Annotated in this window: 17 protein-coding genes; 6 read left to right on the top strand and 11 right to left on the bottom strand. The window is 72.0% G+C overall.

Features of this window, described 5'->3' with window-relative positions:
- Genes htpX through ACOACQ_RS17990 form a run of 3 tightly spaced genes read right to left on the bottom strand, consistent with a single transcriptional unit; the run spans position 1 to position 6,330 of the window.
- Complete coding sequence (gene htpX, locus ACOACQ_RS18000; protein WP_378597200.1) at positions 1-963, bottom strand: zinc metalloprotease HtpX; 963 nt, start codon at positions 961-963, stop codon at positions 1-3.
- The gene (locus ACOACQ_RS17995; RefSeq protein WP_378597199.1) at positions 930-1,736 is read right to left on the bottom strand and encodes a DNA-formamidopyrimidine glycosylase family protein; all 807 of its coding nucleotides are present in this window, start codon (positions 1,734-1,736) and stop codon (positions 930-932) included. Before ACOACQ_RS17995 ends, htpX begins: the two co-directional genes overlap by 34 nt.
- Complete coding sequence (locus tag ACOACQ_RS17990) at positions 1,729-6,330, bottom strand: ATP-dependent helicase (protein ID WP_420288962.1); 4,602 nt, start codon at positions 6,328-6,330, stop codon at positions 1,729-1,731. Before ACOACQ_RS17990 ends, ACOACQ_RS17995 begins: the two co-directional genes overlap by 8 nt.
- Positions 6,331-6,377: 47 nt before the next feature.
- Between ACOACQ_RS17990 and ACOACQ_RS17985 the strand changes: the two genes are divergently transcribed.
- The 6 genes from ACOACQ_RS17985 to ACOACQ_RS17960 all read left to right on the top strand — a co-directional run bounded on the left by ACOACQ_RS17985 (position 6,378) and on the right by ACOACQ_RS17960 (position 10,617).
- Positions 6,378-7,052: a class F sortase gene (locus ACOACQ_RS17985; RefSeq protein ID WP_420288961.1), complete on the top strand. Its 675-nt coding sequence runs from the start codon at positions 6,378-6,380 to the stop codon at positions 7,050-7,052.
- 27 nt (positions 7,053-7,079) lie between these two features.
- Positions 7,080-7,628, top strand: a complete 549-nt coding sequence (locus ACOACQ_RS17980) for a SigE family RNA polymerase sigma factor (RefSeq protein ID WP_420288960.1) — start codon at positions 7,080-7,082, stop codon at positions 7,626-7,628.
- Positions 7,628-8,740, top strand: coding sequence for a hypothetical protein (locus ACOACQ_RS17975; RefSeq protein ID WP_420288959.1), 1,113 nt, complete (start codon positions 7,628-7,630; stop codon positions 8,738-8,740). The genes ACOACQ_RS17980 and ACOACQ_RS17975 overlap by 1 nt, the downstream gene beginning before the upstream one ends.
- 74 nt (positions 8,741-8,814) lie before the next feature.
- Entirely contained in the window at positions 8,815-9,453 is a 639-nt protein-coding gene (locus tag ACOACQ_RS17970) for a TetR/AcrR family transcriptional regulator (RefSeq protein WP_420288958.1), read from the top strand.
- Entirely contained in the window at positions 9,446-10,138 is a 693-nt protein-coding gene (locus ACOACQ_RS17965; RefSeq protein WP_420288957.1) for a hemerythrin domain-containing protein, read from the top strand. The genes ACOACQ_RS17970 and ACOACQ_RS17965 overlap by 8 nt, the downstream gene beginning before the upstream one ends.
- Positions 10,132-10,617, top strand: a complete 486-nt coding sequence (locus ACOACQ_RS17960; protein WP_378596888.1) for an SRPBCC family protein — start codon at positions 10,132-10,134, stop codon at positions 10,615-10,617. The genes ACOACQ_RS17965 and ACOACQ_RS17960 overlap by 7 nt, the downstream gene beginning before the upstream one ends.
- Here the strand turns inward: ACOACQ_RS17960 and ACOACQ_RS17955 are convergent.
- The 8 genes from ACOACQ_RS17955 to ACOACQ_RS17920 form a co-directional block, all read right to left on the bottom strand.
- The gene (locus ACOACQ_RS17955) at positions 10,614-11,924 is read right to left on the bottom strand and encodes an MFS transporter (protein ID WP_420288956.1); all 1,311 of its coding nucleotides are present in this window, start codon (positions 11,922-11,924) and stop codon (positions 10,614-10,616) included. The genes ACOACQ_RS17960 and ACOACQ_RS17955 overlap by 4 nt on opposite strands.
- Positions 11,876-12,223 (bottom strand): TfoX/Sxy family protein, encoded by a 348-nt coding sequence (locus ACOACQ_RS17950; RefSeq protein ID WP_378596886.1) that lies wholly within the window; start codon positions 12,221-12,223, stop codon positions 11,876-11,878. Before ACOACQ_RS17950 ends, ACOACQ_RS17955 begins: the two co-directional genes overlap by 49 nt.
- Before the next feature lie 61 nt (positions 12,224-12,284).
- Positions 12,285-13,046 carry an alpha/beta hydrolase family protein gene (locus tag ACOACQ_RS17945; protein WP_378596885.1) on the bottom strand — a complete coding sequence of 254 codons (762 nt, stop codon included), beginning with the start codon at positions 13,044-13,046 and terminating at the stop codon, positions 12,285-12,287.
- Positions 13,047-13,087: 41 nt separating this feature from the next.
- On the bottom strand, positions 13,088-13,660 hold the full coding sequence (locus ACOACQ_RS17940) for a TIGR03086 family metal-binding protein (RefSeq protein WP_420288955.1): 573 nt from the start codon (positions 13,658-13,660) through the stop codon (positions 13,088-13,090).
- A complete protein-coding gene (locus tag ACOACQ_RS17935) occupies positions 13,657-14,160 on the bottom strand; it encodes an SRPBCC family protein (RefSeq protein ID WP_420288954.1) in 504 nt (167 codons plus the stop codon). Before ACOACQ_RS17935 ends, ACOACQ_RS17940 begins: the two co-directional genes overlap by 4 nt.
- Positions 14,157-14,534 carry an ArsR/SmtB family transcription factor gene (locus tag ACOACQ_RS17930; protein WP_420288953.1) on the bottom strand — a complete coding sequence of 126 codons (378 nt, stop codon included), beginning with the start codon at positions 14,532-14,534 and terminating at the stop codon, positions 14,157-14,159. Before ACOACQ_RS17930 ends, ACOACQ_RS17935 begins: the two co-directional genes overlap by 4 nt.
- Before the next feature lie 160 nt (positions 14,535-14,694).
- The gene (locus ACOACQ_RS17925; RefSeq protein ID WP_420288952.1) at positions 14,695-15,396 is read right to left on the bottom strand and encodes an NUDIX hydrolase; all 702 of its coding nucleotides are present in this window, start codon (positions 15,394-15,396) and stop codon (positions 14,695-14,697) included.
- Complete coding sequence (locus ACOACQ_RS17920) at positions 15,393-17,270, bottom strand: nicotinate phosphoribosyltransferase (RefSeq protein WP_420288951.1); 1,878 nt, start codon at positions 17,268-17,270, stop codon at positions 15,393-15,395. Before ACOACQ_RS17920 ends, ACOACQ_RS17925 begins: the two co-directional genes overlap by 4 nt.
- Positions 17,271-17,337: the final 67 nt, after the last annotated feature.

Raw genomic sequence — 17,337 nt, 5'->3', positions numbered from 1 at the left:
TCAGCGCGCCATCGCTTCGAGGCGTGCGATCCGCTCCGCCATCGGCGGGTGGGTGGCGAACATCCGTGACACGTCGGCGGCGCGGAACGGGTTCGCGATCATCATGTGACTGGCGTTCTGCAGCTGCGGCGTCGGGGCCAGTGGCGCGCGGGCGGTGCCGTGCTCGAGCTTGCGCAGCGCGGACGCCAGGGCGAGCGGGTCGCCGGTGAGGCGGGCGCCGTCCTCGTCGGCGTCGTACTCGCGGGTCCGGCTGATCGCCATCTGGATGATGCCGGCCGCGAAGGGTGCGAGCAGCGCGGTCGCGATCATCACCAGCGGGTTCGGGCGGTCCTCGCCGTTGCCGCCACCGCCGAAGAGGGACGAGAACGCCAGGAACTGGCCGACCGAGCTGATCACGCCGGCGAGGGCCGCGGCGACCGAGCCGGTGAGGATGTCGCGGTTGTAGACGTGCATCAGCTCGTGGCCCAGAACGCCGCGCAGCTCGCGCTCGTCGAGCAGGGCCAGGATGCCGTCGGTGCAGCACACGGCGGCGTGCTCCGGGTTGCGGCCCGTGGCGAACGCGTTCGGCGCCTGAGTGGGGGAGACGTAGAGGGCCGGCATCGGCTGGTTGGCAGCCGTGGAGAGCTCCCGGACGATCCGGTACATCGCGGGCGCCTGCTGCTCGGAGACCGGGTAGGCGTGCATGGCGCGGATGGCGAGCTTGTCGGAGTTCCAGTAGCCGTAGGCCGTGGTGGCCAGGCCGATCGCCGCGAAGATCCAGATGAACAGGGAACTGCCGGTGGCCGAGGCGACCAGGCCGCCGATGACGAGGAGCAGGGCGAAGATGCCTGCGAAGAGTCCGGCGGTCTTGAGCCCGTTGAAATGGCTGTGCATGTCACGTTCAACGGACGGGTGGTGCGGGAGCGTTCCCGGCCGTGCAGAGATCACGGTCACGTGGCCGGCGACGGCTGGCAGGTCGGACACCAGTAGGTCGTCCGCACCCGCCCGGGCGGGCCGACGGTCCCGGCCACCAGCGGCGTGCTGCACCGGCGGCACGGCTGGCGGGTGTGCCCGTAGACCCACAGCGGCTCGCGTCGATCGCCGGTCGTGATCGGCTTGCCGTGCTGCAGGCTGGCCTGCATCATCTGGCGGGCACGGGCCAGGAAGCGCGCCGGGTCGCGGAGGTCGCCCGTCGGGGCGACGGGGGAGATCCCGTGCACGAAGCAGGACTCGGACACCCAGATCGTCCCGAGTCCGGCGACCACGGTCTGGTCGAGCAGGGCCTCGCCGAGGGTTCGTTCCGGTACGGCGGTGAGGCGTTTGACTGCGATCGCCTGGTGCTCCGGGGTCCAGGCTCCGAGCAGGTCGGGGCCGAGGTGGCCGATGATCTCGGCCTCGTCGGCGGTCGCGACCAGCTCGACGACGCCGAGCAGGAAGCCGACGGCCTCGACCTGGTGCGCCGTACGGAGCACCACGCGCGCGTCCACGGCGGGCTTGGGCCAGCGGCTACCCATCCGTGCGACCTGCCAGCTGCCCTCCATCTTGAGGTGGGTGTGCAGGGTCAGCCGCGCGCCGCTGGTCGTGGCGAGCCGGGTGAGCAGGTGCTTGCCGTGGGTGGCGGTGCGCCCGACCCTCGCGCCCGCCAGGTCGGTGGTCGCGAGCTGGGGCACCCGGAAGTCGGACTGCTGGAGGGTCTGGCCGGCAAGCGCCCGGTCCAGGCGGTCGGCCGTACGACGGACTGCGTCGCCCTCAGGCACGGATGCGGAGCCCCCTCGGCGTGGCGATGAACCCCGCGGCCGCGAGTGCGTCGCGCAGCGGACTGCCGCTGCCGAGGAGGGCGGTGCCGTCTGCCTTCTCGACCGTCAGCTGGCCGAGGCTGCCCCGGCGCACGGTGGTGGAGAGTGCCTCGGCGGCCGGCGCGAGCAGGTCGGGGTCGTCGGTCCACGTGAGCAGCGTGCGGCCGCCCCGCTCCACGTAGAGGACCAGGGCGCCGTCGACGAGCACGACGATGGCACCGGCCTTGCGGCCCGGTCGGTGGCCGGACTCGTCGGTGCCCGCTGCCGGCCAGGGCAGGGCGGCTCCGTAGGGGTTGGCCGGATCGGTGGCGGCGACCATGACGGCGGACGGCTTGTCGGTGCCCTGGGCGTCGGGGCCGAAGGTCCGCAGACGGTCGATCGCACCGGCGGTGCCGAACTGGGCCGCGCCGAGGCCCTCGACGAAGTACCCCCGACGACAGCGGCCGGCCTCCTCGAAGGCGCTGAGCACCTTGTAGACGGCGGCGAACCCGCCGACCACCCGCTCGTTGACCACCGCTCCACGGGTGACGACCCCGTGGCGGTCGAGGAGCTGCTCGGCCTGCGCGTGCGCGCGCCGGGTCGGGTCGAGATCGATGGCCGGCAGGACCGACCAGCGGCCCGCGGTCTCGGGAGGCCCGGAGCGGGCAACCCGTCCCGGTCGAGCCGGCGCTCGACGGGTGCGGTGGGCGGCCTTGCCCGAACGGGTGAGGGCTCGCAGGGGAGCGAGCGTGTCGTTGGTGAGGTGGCCGGACCAGACCAGCGCCCAGAGCGCGGCGCTCACGGCATCGTCGAGGGGCGCGACGTCGTCGTCGGCCAGGCAGGCCCGGGCGACCTGGTCGGCGACCTGGCGGAAGAACCAGGCGCCGCCCGGTGCGAGGACGTCGAGCACCCGCTGTTGCAGCGGATCCTCCACCGGTCCCGGAGCGGGGAGCGTGAGGTGGGCCTGGTCGGCGAGGTGCAGGGACACCCAGCCGTCGCTGCCGGGCAGTGCGTTGTGGCCCGCCCACAGCACCTCACCGGCCGCGGTCAGCTCGTCGAGCAGGGACGGCTCGAAGTCACGGACCCGGGACGCCAGGACCAGCGGCTCGACGGCGCTGGCCGGGACCGCGGCACCCGCCAGCTGCTCCACGGCGCGCAGGACGCCGTCGGTGCCGCGCAGTCCCTTGCCGCCACCTGATGACGCGGAAGCGATGCCGTGCCAGGCCAGGGAGAAGCGCGCGAGGGTGGTCGGCTCGACCGGCTCGATCTCGTGGCGCAGCTTCGCCAGCGACCGCCGGCGCAACCGGCGCAGGACCTCGAGGTCGCACCATTCCTCGCCCGAGCCGACGGGACGGAACTCGCCGCTGAGGACCCGCCCCTGGGCCTCCAGCCGCTGCAGCGTGTGCCGGACGACCGCGACGCCGAGCCCGAGGCGCAGGGCCACCTGGTCCGGGGTGAACGGTCCGTGGGTGCGTGCGAACCGCCCCACGAGGTCGGCGAGCGGGTCGTCGACCGGCTCGGTGAACGCGGCAGGCGTGCCGGGAGGGGCGGGGATGCCCAGTCCGTCGCGGAGGCGAGCGATGTCCTCGACGGCGGCCCACGCGTCCACGCCCCCGTCCTGAGGTGCGAGCGAAGCGAGCCTCGAAGGGATCCTGACGGGGACCACACGGCGTGCGGCGGTGAGGTCGGCGAGCCACTCGCCGACGGGCGCATCCTCACGGGCACGTGCCGTGACCTCGTCGAGCGTGAGCGGACCGAGCAGGCGAAGGAGGTCGGCGACGCCCTCGGCATCGCGCGCCCTCCGGTCCGGAACCGTGCGCTGCAGCTCGGCCTCGACCTCGGCCAGGACGTCGGGGTCGAGCAGCTCCCTCAGCTCGGCGCGACCGAGGAGCTCGGCGAGCAGGCCCTGGTCGAGGGTCAGGGCGGCCGCACGCCGCTCGGCCAGCGGGGAGTCGCCCTCGTAGACGAACTGGGCGACGTACCCGAACATCAGGGTCCGGGCGTACGGCGACGGCTGGGTCGTCTCGACCTCGGCGACCGTGATGTCACGCTGGTCCACCCGGCGCAGCAGCGTCGTCAGGCCCGGCAGGTCGTAGACGTCGTTGAGCACCTCGCGGACCGTCTCGAGGACGATCGGGAACGACGGGTAGCGGGATGCGACCTCGAGCAGGGCGGCGGCGCGCTGGCGCTGCTGCCACAGCGGGGAACGACGCCCGGGATCGCGCCTCGGGAGCAACAGGGCCCGGGCTGCGCACTCGCGGAAGCGCGCCGCGAACAGCGCCGAGCCACCGACCTCGCGGGTGACGATCTCCTCGATCTCGTCGGGCTCGAACGAGATCAGGTCCGCGCCCGGCGCCTCCGCGTCGGTGTCGGGGATCCGGATCACGATGCCGTCGTCGGACGCCATCGCCTGGCCGTCGACGCCGAAGCGCTCGCGCAGGCGGGCGTTGATGGCCAGCGCCCAGGGCGCGTGGACGGCGGTTCCGTAGGGGGAGTGGACGGCCAGTCGCCAGTCACCGAGCTCGTCGCGGAACCGTTCGACGAGGATCGTGGCGTCGCTCGGCAGCACCCGGGTGGCCTCGACCTGCTCGCGGAGGTAGGTCATCAGGTTGGCTGCGGCGTTCTCGTCGAGGCCGACGGCACGGGCACGGGCCAGCGCTGCCTTGTCCGGCAGCGCCGTCAGCTCGCGAGTGAACGCACCGATCGCCTCGCCCAGCTCGGTCGGGCGCCCGGCGGTGTCGCCCTTCCAGAACGGCAGGCGGCCGGGCACACCCGGCGCCGGGGTGACGATCACCTGGTCGTGCGTGATGTCCTCGATTCGCCAGCTCGTCGCACCGAGCGCGAACACGTCGCCGACCCGGCTCTCGTAGACCATCTCCTCGTCGAGCTCGCCGACGCGGCGGTTCGTGCCCTCGCCGGCGAGGAAGACGCCGTACAGGCCCCGATCGGGGATGGTGCCGCCGCTGGTGACGGCGAGGCGCTGCGCGCCGGGCCGGCCGGAGATCCGTCCGGTCACGCGGTCCCAGGTGATCCGGGGGCGCAGCTCGGCGAACTCGTCGCTGGGGTACCTCCCCGCGAGCAGGTCGAGGACGGCGTCGTACGCCGACCGGGGGAGATGGGAGTACGGAGCACAGCGACGGACGACCTCGAACAGCTCGTCGACGTCCCACTCGTCGATCGCGGTCGCGGCGACGACGTGCTGGGCGAGGACGTCGAGCGGGTTGGCGGGGACGCGCAGCGCCTCGATGCTCCCGCTGCGCATCCGGTCGACGGCGACGGCGGCTGGCGCCAGGTCGCCGCGGTGCTGCGGGAAGAAGACGCCGTGGGACGTCTCGCCGACCTGGTGGCCGGCCCGGCCGACGCGTTGCAGGGCGCTCGCGACGCTCGGTGGCGAGGCGATCTGGAGGACCAGGTCGACCGCGCCCATGTCGATGCCCAGCTCGAGGCTGCTGGTCGCGACCACGGCCGGCAGCCGGCCGGCCTTGAGGTCGTCCTCGACCATCGCGCGCTGCTCCTTGGAGACGGAGCCGTGGTGGGTGCGGGCGAGCAGTGAGGGGGCGCCTGCAGCCGCTCCGGACTGCGCCATGACCTGCGCCGGTGGCTCGACACCGTCGGCGGTGACACCGGCCGCGATCTCGTTGAGCCGAGCCGTCAGCCGCTCCGCCGTACGGCGCCCGTTGGTGAACACGATTGTCGACCGATGCTCGCCGATCAGCTCGGCCACCCGCTGTTCGACGTGCGGCCAGATGCTGGCGCGCACCGGGGGAGCGGTCGGGTCCTCGAACTCGTCGCTCGCGCCCTGCCGGGCGCCCAGCTCCGTCATGTCCTCGACGGGGACCTCGACCCGCAGGTCCCACAGCTTGCTGGCCGGTGGCGCGACGATCTCCACGGGTGCGGCGCCCCCGAGGAAGCGGGCGACCTCCTCCGTCGGCCGCACCGTGGCGGACAGTCCGACGCGCTGTGCGGGACGGGGGAGAAGGGCGTCGAGGCGCTCGAGGCTGACCGCGAGGTGCGCGCCACGCTTGGTCCCCGCGACTGCGTGGACCTCGTCGATGATGACCGTCTCGATGCCGCGCAGCGTCTCGCGCGCCTGGCTGGTCAGGATCAGGAACAGCGACTCGGGCGTGGTGATCAGGACATCGGGTGGTCGGGTCGCGAGCTTGCGCCGGTCGCCTGCTGCCGTGTCGCCGGAGCGGAGCCCGACGGTCACCTCGGGGAAGGGTCGTCCCGGATGGAGCCGCTCGGCGGTCTGCCGGATGCCGATGAGTGGTGCGCGCAGGTTGCGCTCGACGTCGACGGCCAGGGCCTTGAGGGGCGAGATGTAGAGGACCCGGGTCCGGCGCAGCTTGTCGTCCGGTGTCGGCGTGGTCAGCAACCGGTCGATGGCGGCAAGGAAGGCGCTGAGGGTCTTGCCCGAACCGGTGGGCGCGACGACCAGCGTGTGACGACCCTGGCCGATTGCTGCCCACGCGCCGGCCTGCGCCGGGGTGGGTTCGGAGAAGGCCGCCTGGAACCAGGTCCGGGTCGCCTCACTGAACCCCGCCAGCGCATCGGACGGCGGGTCGGTCTCGGGCATCTGCCCATCCTCCCGCACGGCGCCGACAGCGGGGCCACAATGGCCAGGTGGCAGGGACACGGTCGGGGAATCGGCGGACGGCGCTGGTGACGACGGGGGCGGCGCTCGTCGTCCTGGTCGCCGCGCTCCTGGGCTGGTTCCTCCTGCGTGACGACCCGGCGCCCGAGAAGGCGGCCGAGCCGCGCACCACCGTCACGCCCACCACGCCTGTTCCCGTGCCGAGGACGATGTGTGACCGATCCGCCCGCGCAGGCTTCGTGCCGACGGAGATCAGCGTCGAGGGCGTCGTACGACGGGCGCGCGTGCTCGCCGTACCGCGGACCCCGAACGACGTGCCGGGGGTGCCGCCGGTCAACGAGAAGAACGTCTTCGCGTGGGACCTCGGTGGCGTCGAACCCGGGTCGGACGCAGGGCACGTGCTGCTGAACACCCACACCTGGCCGGACGGCAGCGCGATGGGCAACGCGCTGCTCGGTGCCCTCGAGGTGGGCGACGAGCTCGTGCTGCGCGGCGACGGGCGGTTCGCCTGCTACCGGGTCACCGAGCGGGTGGAGGTGCGCGACTCGGACGGATTCCCCGGCTACAAGGCGACCGACGGCCCGCCGGAGGTCGTGATCATCGTCTGCTCAGGTGAGCGGACCGGGCCGGGACAGTGGACCCACCGGACCCTGTGGTTCGCCGAGCCGATCGGACCGGACTCCAACCCGACGCCGGTGTCGTGACATCAGGAAGGGTGAAAGGAGGGGACGATGACCACTGGACACCCGGACCCGCTGCGGCACTCCTTCGAGGAGTACGTGACCGCCCGCTGGGCTGCTCTCTACCGCACCGCCCACCTGCTCACCGGTGACCGCACCGCCGCCGAGGACCTGCTGCAGACGACCTTGATCAAGGTGCTGGCGCAGTGGCCGAGGGTACGACGAGCGGACTCGCCCGACGCGTACGTCAGGAAGATGCTCCTCAACGAGATGCTCGGCGAACGGCGAAAGAGCGGCCGCCGGGCACAGAAGGCCCACCTGGTTCCCGTCCCTGACCCTCCGGCCGACCCGGCCGTCGCCAGCTCGACCCGGCTGGACCTCTGGGCCCAGGTGCAGGTCCTGCCGCCACGGCAGCGAGCGGTCCTCGTCCTGCGCTACTACGAAGACCTCTCGGAAGCGCAGATCGCCGACGTCCTCGGCGTCTCCACCGGCACGGTGAAGTCCCAGGCATCTCTGGCCCTGCGGACGCTCCGCGACCACCAGGACCGCTCCACTGAACGAGCCCACCCTGCCCACCCGTCGACCGAGGAGGTCTCGTGATGACTGATCAGCTCGAACGTGACCTGACCCAGATGTTCTCCCGCCATGCCGACGAGGTGGAGATCCCGCCGGTTCCCGTCGTACTCCTCGACGCTCCGGCGGCCCGCCCGCGTCGTGGGCGGACGCTTGCTCTCGTCGCTGCTGCCGCAGCCGTCGCCGCCGCGGTCGCCATCCCGATCGGCCTGGCCGCGCGGGACGGCGACCAGGTCCAGCCCGCACCCGCGCCGAACACGCCGCAGGTCACCGGGGCGCCGGCGATCGACGTGCCGTACCTCCTGCACGGCGAGCTCCACGTCGGGACGCTCACCCTCTCGACTGCCGCGTCGGGGATCGTCGCCTTCGGCGACGGCGTGCTCGTCGCCCAGGGAGCCGACACGGTGACGTGGCGGCGTCTCGACGGCGACCGACTCGTGGCGGCGCCGTACCTCGACGAGGCCACCCAGGTCGCCGTGTCGTACGACGGCGGGGTGGTCGCCGGCAGGGTCGACCAGGGCGGGACGCAAGCGGTCCGGATCTGGAACGCAGCTTCCGGCACGGTGCTCGACACGATCCCGCTGGCCGCTCCACCGGTGGGCCATGACCCCTGGCAGCTGGGGTTCGACGCAGGCGGCCGGTTGTACTGGCAGGACGGCACGACCCCTGAGATGCGCAACCCGGACGGCACCGTCGTCAACCTCGCGGCGGGTGGCCGGTCCCTGATCGGGATCGCACCGACTGGACCGCTGTTGATGACCGGTGCAGCAGAGCGGGTCGAGGTCGCGACCATGCGCGCGGACGGGACGGTGGCCGGGGCCAGCGTGGTCCCGGTCAGCACGTCCGCCGCCTGGAGCGAGTCCGGTCAGCTGGCCTATGTCGCCGTCGGTGATGGCCGCCTGTACGCGACGCAGCCGCAGATCGGCACCGAACCCGTGGAGGTCCCGGTCGCGGGATCACGGACCGCCCAGCCGCTGGGGTGGAGTGACGGGAAGGTCGTCGTGATCTCCTACGGCGCCACCGAGACCCGGGTGTTGCTGATCGATCCGGCGACGGGAGACGCGGAGGAGCTGTTCACCGTCGCCATCAACGACGACGGCTACGGATTCCCTGCGGTCGGCGGCACCGGCGCCCTGTAGCGGAACCGCCGGGGTGGGTAAATTTCACTGGAACATCCTTGCATTCAATTGAGGTCGAGGCGCATGCTGCTCGGGTGAGCACCGCACCCCGCGCCTACGACAGCACCGGCCGTCGCGCCGCCGCTGCCCGGACCCGTCGCCAGGTCGTCGAGGTCGCCACGCGCCTGTTCGCCGAGCGTGGCTGGGCCGGCACCTCGGTGCGGGACGTGGCCCGTGAGGCCGGGGTGGCGGTCGAGACCGTCTACTCCGCAGTCGGGTCCAAGGTCGCCCTGCTCCGTGCCGCGATCGAGGTGGCGGTGGTGGGCGACGACGCCGAGGTCCCCCTGGCCGATCGCGCGGTCTTCCGGGCTGTGGCCGAAGGAGACCTCGACGCACGGTTGCGAGCCGGGTCGGAGCTGCTGGTCGGCATCCACGGCCGGGGCGCCCGTGTGATCCGTGCGCTCCGGGGCGGTGCCATGAGCGAGCCCGAGCTCGCCGTGCTGAGTGCTGAGTTCCGCGCCCAGCAGATCGAGTCCTTCGCCCAGGCCCTGGGACTCGTCGCGCGCCGGACGGTGACCCAGCGCGAGGCGGAGACCCTGCTCGGGCTCGTCGGCGAGGAGAGCTACCTCGTCCTCACTGACGAGTTCGGCTGGAGTACCGCCGAGGTCGTGGACCTGGTCGCCACCACTGTCGTGAACGTGCTCAACCTCGTGGAGGAGGAATCAGATGGCTGACATGCAGGATCCGGCGGACACCCGGATCATGGGAATCGTGCACAGCGCGCTGCGGCGCGACCTGTGTCGCGCCCGGATGGTGCTGGAGGCCGGTGGCCTGGACCCCGTACGACGCCGGACACTGGGCGCCCACCTGGTCTGGATGATGGACTTCCTGCATCGCCATCACACGGCCGAGGACACGGGGCTCTACCCGGCGGTGCGCGAGCGGAACGCCGCCATCGGTCCGCTCCTCGACCGGATGGACGGCGAACACGCGGCGGTGCACCCGGCGATGGACCGGCTGACCGCTGCCGCGCGGGTGCTGGAGCAGCGGGACGAAGCAGCGGCTGTGCTGGCTGCCGTGATCGGGCTCGAGGACGTCCTGTTGCCCCACCTCGAGCACGAGGAGCGTGAGCTGATGCCGATCGTGGACCGCACGCTCTCCGACGCCGAGTGGCAGGAGCTCGACAGGAAGCACAACCTCGACACCAAGTCGAAGCGGGACCTCGCGTTCGAGGGGCACTGGCTGATCGACGGCCTGGACGCCGAGAGCATCGGCGTGGTCACCGGACTGGTGCCGCCCGTGCCCCGGTTCGTCCTGGTGCACCTGCTCGGCGGTCCGTACAGGAAGCGGCGCCGCACGTTGTGGGCGGGCACGCCCGCAGAATCGGTCCCGTCCCTGAGCCTGGCGCCGTCATGTTGAGGCTGAAGCCGTCCGGGACGTGCGAGGTCGTCGTCCCGGCGAGTCCCGAAGTCGTCTGGGGCGTCCTCACCGACGTCCGCCGCGTGGGCGAGTGGAGCAACGAGGCCCGGGCAGGGGAGTGGCTCGACGAGCACCGGGGTGTCGGGGCCCGTTTCCGCGGGCCGAACAAGCGGGGCCTGGCCCGCTGGACCAAGATCTGCACCGTCCGGGAGTACGACGCCCCGCGGCGTTTCGTCTACCACACGGCTCCGGCTCGCACCGATCCCGGCGCCACCGCCTGGGAGTTCGACCTGGTCGGCGTGGAGGGCGGGACCATGGTGCGGCAGTCCTTCCGCATCCTCGAGGGCCCACGCTGGGCCGAGATCGCGATCAGCCTGCTCATCCCGGCGCACAAGGACCGCAGCGCCGAGCTCCGCGCCGACCTCGAGCGGCTCGGCAGGGTCGCGGCCGCCGACCAGGCGCGAGTCCGGAGCTCCTAGGTCTCGAGCGGCGCGGGCGTCGGCGTGATCCGGCCGTTGGCCGTCTCGGAGACCTGCCGTTCCAGGGCCAGGGCCATGACGCCGATCGCCGCGCAGCCGAGGACCATCAGCCCGACGTAGACCGCGCCGAGGTCGTGTTCGAGCAGGAAACCGGCCACGACCGGACCTGCGATCGCGCCGCCCTGGAAGGCGCCGGCGCTCAGCGCGTTGTAGCGCCCGCGGGTGTGGTCGGACGCGAGGTCGTTGCTCATCGCCGGCACGGTGGGCTGCAGCAGCGTCTCGCCCAGCGCGAAGACCGCCATGAAACCGAGGACACCGATCACGGCTGTCGCCCCGCCGGGGGTCGTGCCGGAGAAGCCGAGCAGCCCCCACGCGCCGGCCCAGATCACGGCCATCACGATCATCACGCGGGTACGACGATGGCCGCTGATCTTCGTCAGCACGGTGAATTGCAGCAGCACGATCACGGCGGTGTTGACCGCGAACGCCAGTCCGATGGTCCGGGTGGACACCTCGGCGACCTGGCGGGAGAACCCGGGGAAGCCGGCCTCCAGCTGGCCGTAGCCGATGAACATGGCCACGAAGGTGAGTGCGGTCAGCCAGCGCACGGCCGGCTCGCGCAGGATCTGGAGGTAGCCGACCGTCGGATGGGCGGACCCGTCCTCCGGCTGGGCGGCCCGGCCGTGGACATGGCGGAGCGGCCCCAGCAGCAGGGCCAGCGGGATCAGTCCCGAGGCGGCGTCACCGAGGAAGATCACGGTGAAGGTGCCGGGCCGGTCCACGTCGGCGAACAGGCCGCCGATCACCCCGCCCACGCCGATACCGAGGTTGACGAGCGCGAAGTTGATGCCGAAGTACTGCTGGCGCAGGTCGCCGTCGACGACTGCGGCGATCAGGGCGTTGAAAGCCGGCCAGGAGACCCCGAAGTTGAGGCCGATCAGGATCAGCGCCACCGCCGCGGCGGCCGGCGTCGTCGCAAAGGCGAGCAGCACGTTGCCGGCGATCATCGCGACGATGCCGAGCAGCAGGATGACGCGGGCGCCGTAGCGATCGACCAGCGCACCGCCGGGCCCGGTCACCAGGAGCCCGACGATCGCGATGAGGGCCATCAGGGTGCCGGACAGGCCGAGGTCGAACCCGCGCACCTCGTGGAGATAGATCAGCGTGAAGGGCAGCGTGAGACCGCGCCCGAGCGTCTGGATCGCGACGGTCGAGAGGAGCCAGCGTCCTTCGGTGGGCAGCGCCGCCCAGAAGGTCCTCACTTCGCCGGCAGGGACGCGGCGTACGACGTGCCGCGACCGACCCATGTCGCGAGCTGGTCGTCGGTCTCGACGTCGGCGTCGTCGACGCGGAGCCAGCCGTTCATGGCGCGGCCCCGCATCTCCATCGGGAAGGCGGCGGTCGTGGCGAGGAGATCCTCGGTCGCGGCCGGTTCGACGCGCACCAGGAGGCCGCCCTGGCCGCTGGCGGCGACCGCCATGTGTCCGCCGACCAGGAAGGCCAGTCCGCCGAACATCTTCTTCTCGGTGACGGCGTGGCCCGCGAGTGCAGGATCGTCGTCCAGCAGTGCCCGGAGCCGCCCGGCCAGCCCTTCGTCGTACGCCATGGAACGAGGCTAGGGCGCGGCACCGACAATCGACGACCGGGTTTCGGGCCGGCCCGCCGGATCAGTCCAGGGCGAGGTACTGGTCGGCCCAGGCGCTGATGATCCGCGCGGCCCGCTTCGCCTGGCCCGGCGCGGTCAGGAAGTGGTCGGCGCCTTCGAGCGAGATGAAGTTCCGGGGGTGCCGGGCGGCGCGGAAGATGTCGCTCGCGTTGGCGATGCCGACCGTGTTGTCGGTGGGGGAGTGCATCACGAGCAGGGGCCGTTTCAACGCCGGGATGCAGGAGGCGAGGTCTGCGTTGCGGACGTCCTCGATGAAGGTACGACGCAGGGTCAGCGCCTTGCCGCCGATCAGCCACTCGGCCTCGCCGTCGGCCATCACCCGGTCGAGGATGGCGTCGAAGTTGTGCTCGACGTGCGTCGGCTGGAAGGGCGCACCGACCGTCGCCACGGCCCGGACCGTCGGGGTCTCGAGAGCCGCAGCGAGCACCGCGGCACCGCCGAACGAGTGCCCCACCAGGATCTCGACGGTGCGCCCGGCCGCGTTCATGAACTCCACCGCCCGGACCGTGTCCGCCACCTTGTGGGTGAACCCACCGTCGCCCCAGTCGCCCTCGGAATCTCCGAGACCGAGGTTGTCGAAGCGGAGCATGCCGACGCCCTCGGCGGCGAGCTGCTTGCAGATCCGTGCCGCGGCGGGCGAGTCCTTGCCGAGCGTGAAGCCGTGGGCGAAGACGCCCCAGCCACGTACCTCTCCTGCGGGGAGGTCGACCAGCCCGGCGAGGAGCTCGCCGCTGACACTCGGGAACCGCACCTTCTCGGGCATGGCGTCATCGTGCCATCGCCGGGCGGCCCGTGGGTCCAGCGTCAGGGACGCCACTCCGGGTCGCGGCCGATCAAGCCGATGAGCTTCGCCTGCGCATCGGCGTCGTCGGGCACGGGGACCCGGGCGCCGTACTGACCGCTCTGGCGCAGCATCTCGTCCATCGGCTCCATGCCCTCGAACATCGACTGGCAGCGCCCGGCGTCGAGCCGGTCGTCCTGGCCGGTGGCGCGGGCGAGGTCCCAGGTGTGCATGAAGACGTCGTTCGTGTAGAACTGCGCGATCGCCTGGGGGAGGGGCATCGCGGGCAGGTGCGGGTGGGCGAACGTCGTGTCGGCCGCGGCCGGGTCGTCCAGCACTGCCTGGACGGCGGCGGCGTGGTGCTCCCACGCAGCGACCGGGTCCTCATCGACCGACGGGCCGATCGGGAGCTTGATGTCGGAGCCGCCGGCGAGGAAGCCGGGGAACCACTCCACCAGGTGGCGTACGACGTCGCGCGCCGTCCATTCCGCCACGGGTGTCGCGACGTCCCACCCGTCGGGAGCGACGCCGCGCACCTTCTCGGAGAAGGTGCCGGCGATGCTCGCGTGCTCGGCAGCGGGACCGGCGGGGATCATGCCTGGTCCTTCAGTCGGGCCAGCAGTGCGTCGAGCGCTTCGTAGCCCTCGTTGACGCCGACCTCCATGCCGCTGGCGAGCATGCCGGCGCGGGACTCGAAGTCGTAGACGACCGACAGGATCTCCAGGCGGGTGCGGCCGTCGGGGAGGTCGTGCAGGGTGAGCGTGTCGAGGCTGACCGCCTCCGGCATCTCCTCGAACCCGAAGGTCTGCACGATCCTCTCGTTGTCGGTGACCCGGTGGACCGAACCGTAGAAGTGCGCGATCTCCTCACCCTCGCGGGTGGCGGTGTAGCGGTACTCGCCGCCCGTGCGCATGTCCCAGACCTCGATGTCCATGCCGATCGAGTGCGGACCGAGCCATTGCTTGATCAGCTCGGGCTCGACGTGCGCGCGCCAGACGAGCTCACGCGGAGCGTCGAACTCGCGGACGAGCCTCACGGTGGGGACGTCGGGATCGGCTTCGATCACCGTCTCCGGGGTGGTCGTGCTGGTGTTCATCCTGCTTCTCCTTCGATGCGCTCTTGTTCGTCGGTGGGGGAGGCCTTGCCCTGGAGGCGGGCCAGGACCGCGTCCAGTCGTCGGTAGCGCTCCTCGGCCTGTTGCCGGTAACGCTCGATCCACTTCGTCATCAGGTCGAACACCTCCGCGTCCAGATGCACCGGCCGCCGCTGTGCGTCGCGACTGCGACTCACCAGCCCGGCCTCCTCGAGCACCTTGAGGTGCTTGGAGACGGCCTGGAGCGAGACGTCGTACGGCGCCGCCAGCTCGCTCACCGTCGCGTCGCCCGCTGCCAGGCGGGCGACCATGTCGCGACGGGTCGGGTCGGCGAGTGCCGAGAAGACCCGCGACAACCTGTCGTCGTACTCAACCATGGGGTTGAGTAAACGCCGTCGATCCCTCTTTGTCAACCGTTGGGTTGAGAAAGGCGAGGGCGGATTCATCAAGGTAGGTAGGCGAACTGTCACTTCCCCGTGTGTGCCCGCCGTGGGGAGTGCGACCTCGCCGACATACCTTGATGAATCCGCAGCAGCGTCAGCCCCGCACCATCGGCGGTTGTACGACGACCGCGGGGCCGCGTCGGTAGAGCAGGGCCGGGCGGCCGCCACCCTCGGCAGCCCCGCCCGTGGTGTCCGTGGCGACCACGAACCCCTCGGTGCCCAGCACCTTGCGCCGGAAGTTGCCGAGGTCCGGGGGAGTGCCCCACACGGCGGCGTAGACGCGCCGCAGCTCGGGCAGCGTGAACGGCTCGGCGACGAACTCGGTCGCGAGCGTCGTGTACTCCAGCTTCGCGCGCACCCGTTCTCGGGCGTCGACCAGGATGTTGCGGTGGTCGAAGGCCAGGGCGGGTGCGTCCTCGCCGGAGAGCAGGTCGTCGACGACCCACCAGCGGGCGTCGGCGGCGTCGGTGCCGGCCTGTGGTTCGGGGAGATCGGGTGCCAGGGCGACGTGGGCGACCGACACGACGCGCATCCGCGGGTCGCGGTCGGGGGCGGAGTAGGTGCGCAGCTGCTCGAGGTGGCCGGGGAAGCGGTCGACGCCCGTCTCCTCCCGCAACTCTCGCCAGGCGGCCTGCTCGGCGTCCTCGTCGGGTTCGACGAATCCGCCGGGCAGGGCCCAGGAGCCCGCGAACGGTTCCTCGCCGCGCTCGACCAGCAGGACCGCGAGGGCGCCGTCGCGGATGGTGAAGATCGCGAGGTCGACGGCGACGGCGAAGGGCGGGTGCGTCGTGCTCATGCCGTCACCTCCACGCCGGCCGCGGCCATCTCCTCGAGCGCCGCCGCCGAGCTGTCGGGTGCCACCCCTGCGTGCAGGCCGGGCAACAGCCGCACCGCGAAGCCTTCCTTGACCGCATCCAGCGCCGTGGCCCGCACGCAGTAGTCGGTCGCGATCCCGGTGACGTCGACCTCGGTCACCCCGGCCGCGCGCAACAGGTCGGCCAGCCGGGCGCCGTCCTCGGTGACGCCCTCGAAGGCCGAGTAGGCCGCCTCGCCCATGCCCTTCACGACGTGGTGGGTGACGGCGTCCGTCACCAGCTCGGGTGCGTAGTCCGAGCCCGCCTCGCCCTGGACGCAGTGCACGGGCCAGGTGTTCACGAAGTCGGGGTCCTCGCCGGGGGCGTGGAAGTGGCCGCCGTTGGTGTCGCCGGCGTGGTGCCAGTCGCGAGATGCCGCGATCAGGGCGTAGTCACCCGACTTCGTGGCGAGGTGTTCGCTGATCCGGCCGGCGACCTCGCGGCCGCCGGTGACGCCGAGCGAACCTCCTTCCACGAAGTCGTTCTGGACGTCGACGACGATGAGTGCGCGGTGGGTGGGCACGGCGGTCTCCGTTCTCTCGGTGGTGGTCAGGTACGACGGCCCGGCGGCCACGCCGCGCACATCGGCCGGCAACGTGGCCAGCGCCGCGGCCGCGAACGCCCGGATCTCGTCGAGGATCGGTGCGTGCACGACCGCGCCGGCCCGGATGAGCGGTACCTGGACGGGGCGCGCGGCGCCGGGGGCAGTGCCGTCGCGGGTGACGAGCTCGGCGACGAGGAGCCCGTTGTCGTCGTACTCGCGGAAGGCGGTCTTGCGGCCGCCGACCGAGGCCTTGTCCTGCGACTTCTTGGCGACGGGCCGCATCGGTTCGCCGGGTGCGTCGGCGATGGCGACCAGCTTGTAGACCATGCTCGCGGTCGGGTGGCCCGAGCCGGTCGCGACCCGGGTGCCGACGCCGTACCCGTCGATCGGGGCGTCCGCGAGGGCCGCGATCACGAACTCGTCGAGGTCGCTCGTCACCACGATTCGGGTCCCGGTCGCGCCGAGCGAGTCGAGCAGGGCGCGTGCCTTGTGGGCCTCCTCGCTGAGGTCGCCCGAGTCGAGCCGCACGGCGCCGAGCCCGGTGCCTGCGACCTCGACTGCCGTCCGGATGCCCTCGGCGATGTCGTAGGTGTCGACGAGCAGGGTGGTGCCGACGCCGAGCGCCTCGACCTGGCTGCGGAACGCATCGGCCTCGGTGTCGTGCGCGAGGGTGAAGGCGTGCGCGGCGGTGCCCGCGGTCGGTACTCCGAACTGCCGGCCGGCGGCAAGGTTGCTCGTCGAGCCGAACCCGGCGACGTACGCCGCCCGCGCGGTCGCGACCGCCGCTTCCTCATGGGTACGACGCCCGCCCATCTCGATGATCGGCCGGCCCTGGGCGGCGTCGACCATCCGGGCGGCTGCGCTGGCGATGGCGGTGTCGTGGTTGAGGACGCTGAGCACCAGCGTCTCCAGCACGAGGCACTCGCCGAGGGTGCCGGTGGCGGTGAAGATCGGGCTTCCGGGGAAGTAGAGGTCGCCCTCGCGGTAGCCGTCGATGTCGCCGGCGAACCGGAAGTCCCGCAGGTAGTCCACGGTCGCGTCGCCGATGACACCCTGCTCCTGCAACCAGGCGAGGTCGTCGGCGTCGTAGGTGAAGTTCTCGACCAGGGTGAGGAGTCGGCCGAGGCCGGCGAGCATCCCGTAGCGACGGCCCTCGGGCAGGCGCCGCGAGAAGGCCTCGAACACCGCGGGGCGGCCGACCATCCCGTCGCGCACGAAGGAGTCGAGCATGGTGAGCTCGTAGCGATCGGTCAGCAGTCCGGTGCGGTCCATCTCGACTCCTCGATGTTGTAGTCATTTTGACTATAACACGGTGACGGGTGGGGGTTCGGTGTCGACA

This window comes from Nocardioides sp. CPCC 206347, assembly GCF_048654605.1.
Lineage (GTDB): Bacteria > Actinomycetota > Actinomycetes > Propionibacteriales > Nocardioidaceae > Nocardioides.
The sequence above is the reverse complement of the archived record's forward strand: the minus strand, read 5'-3'. Positions and strand labels throughout refer to the sequence as shown.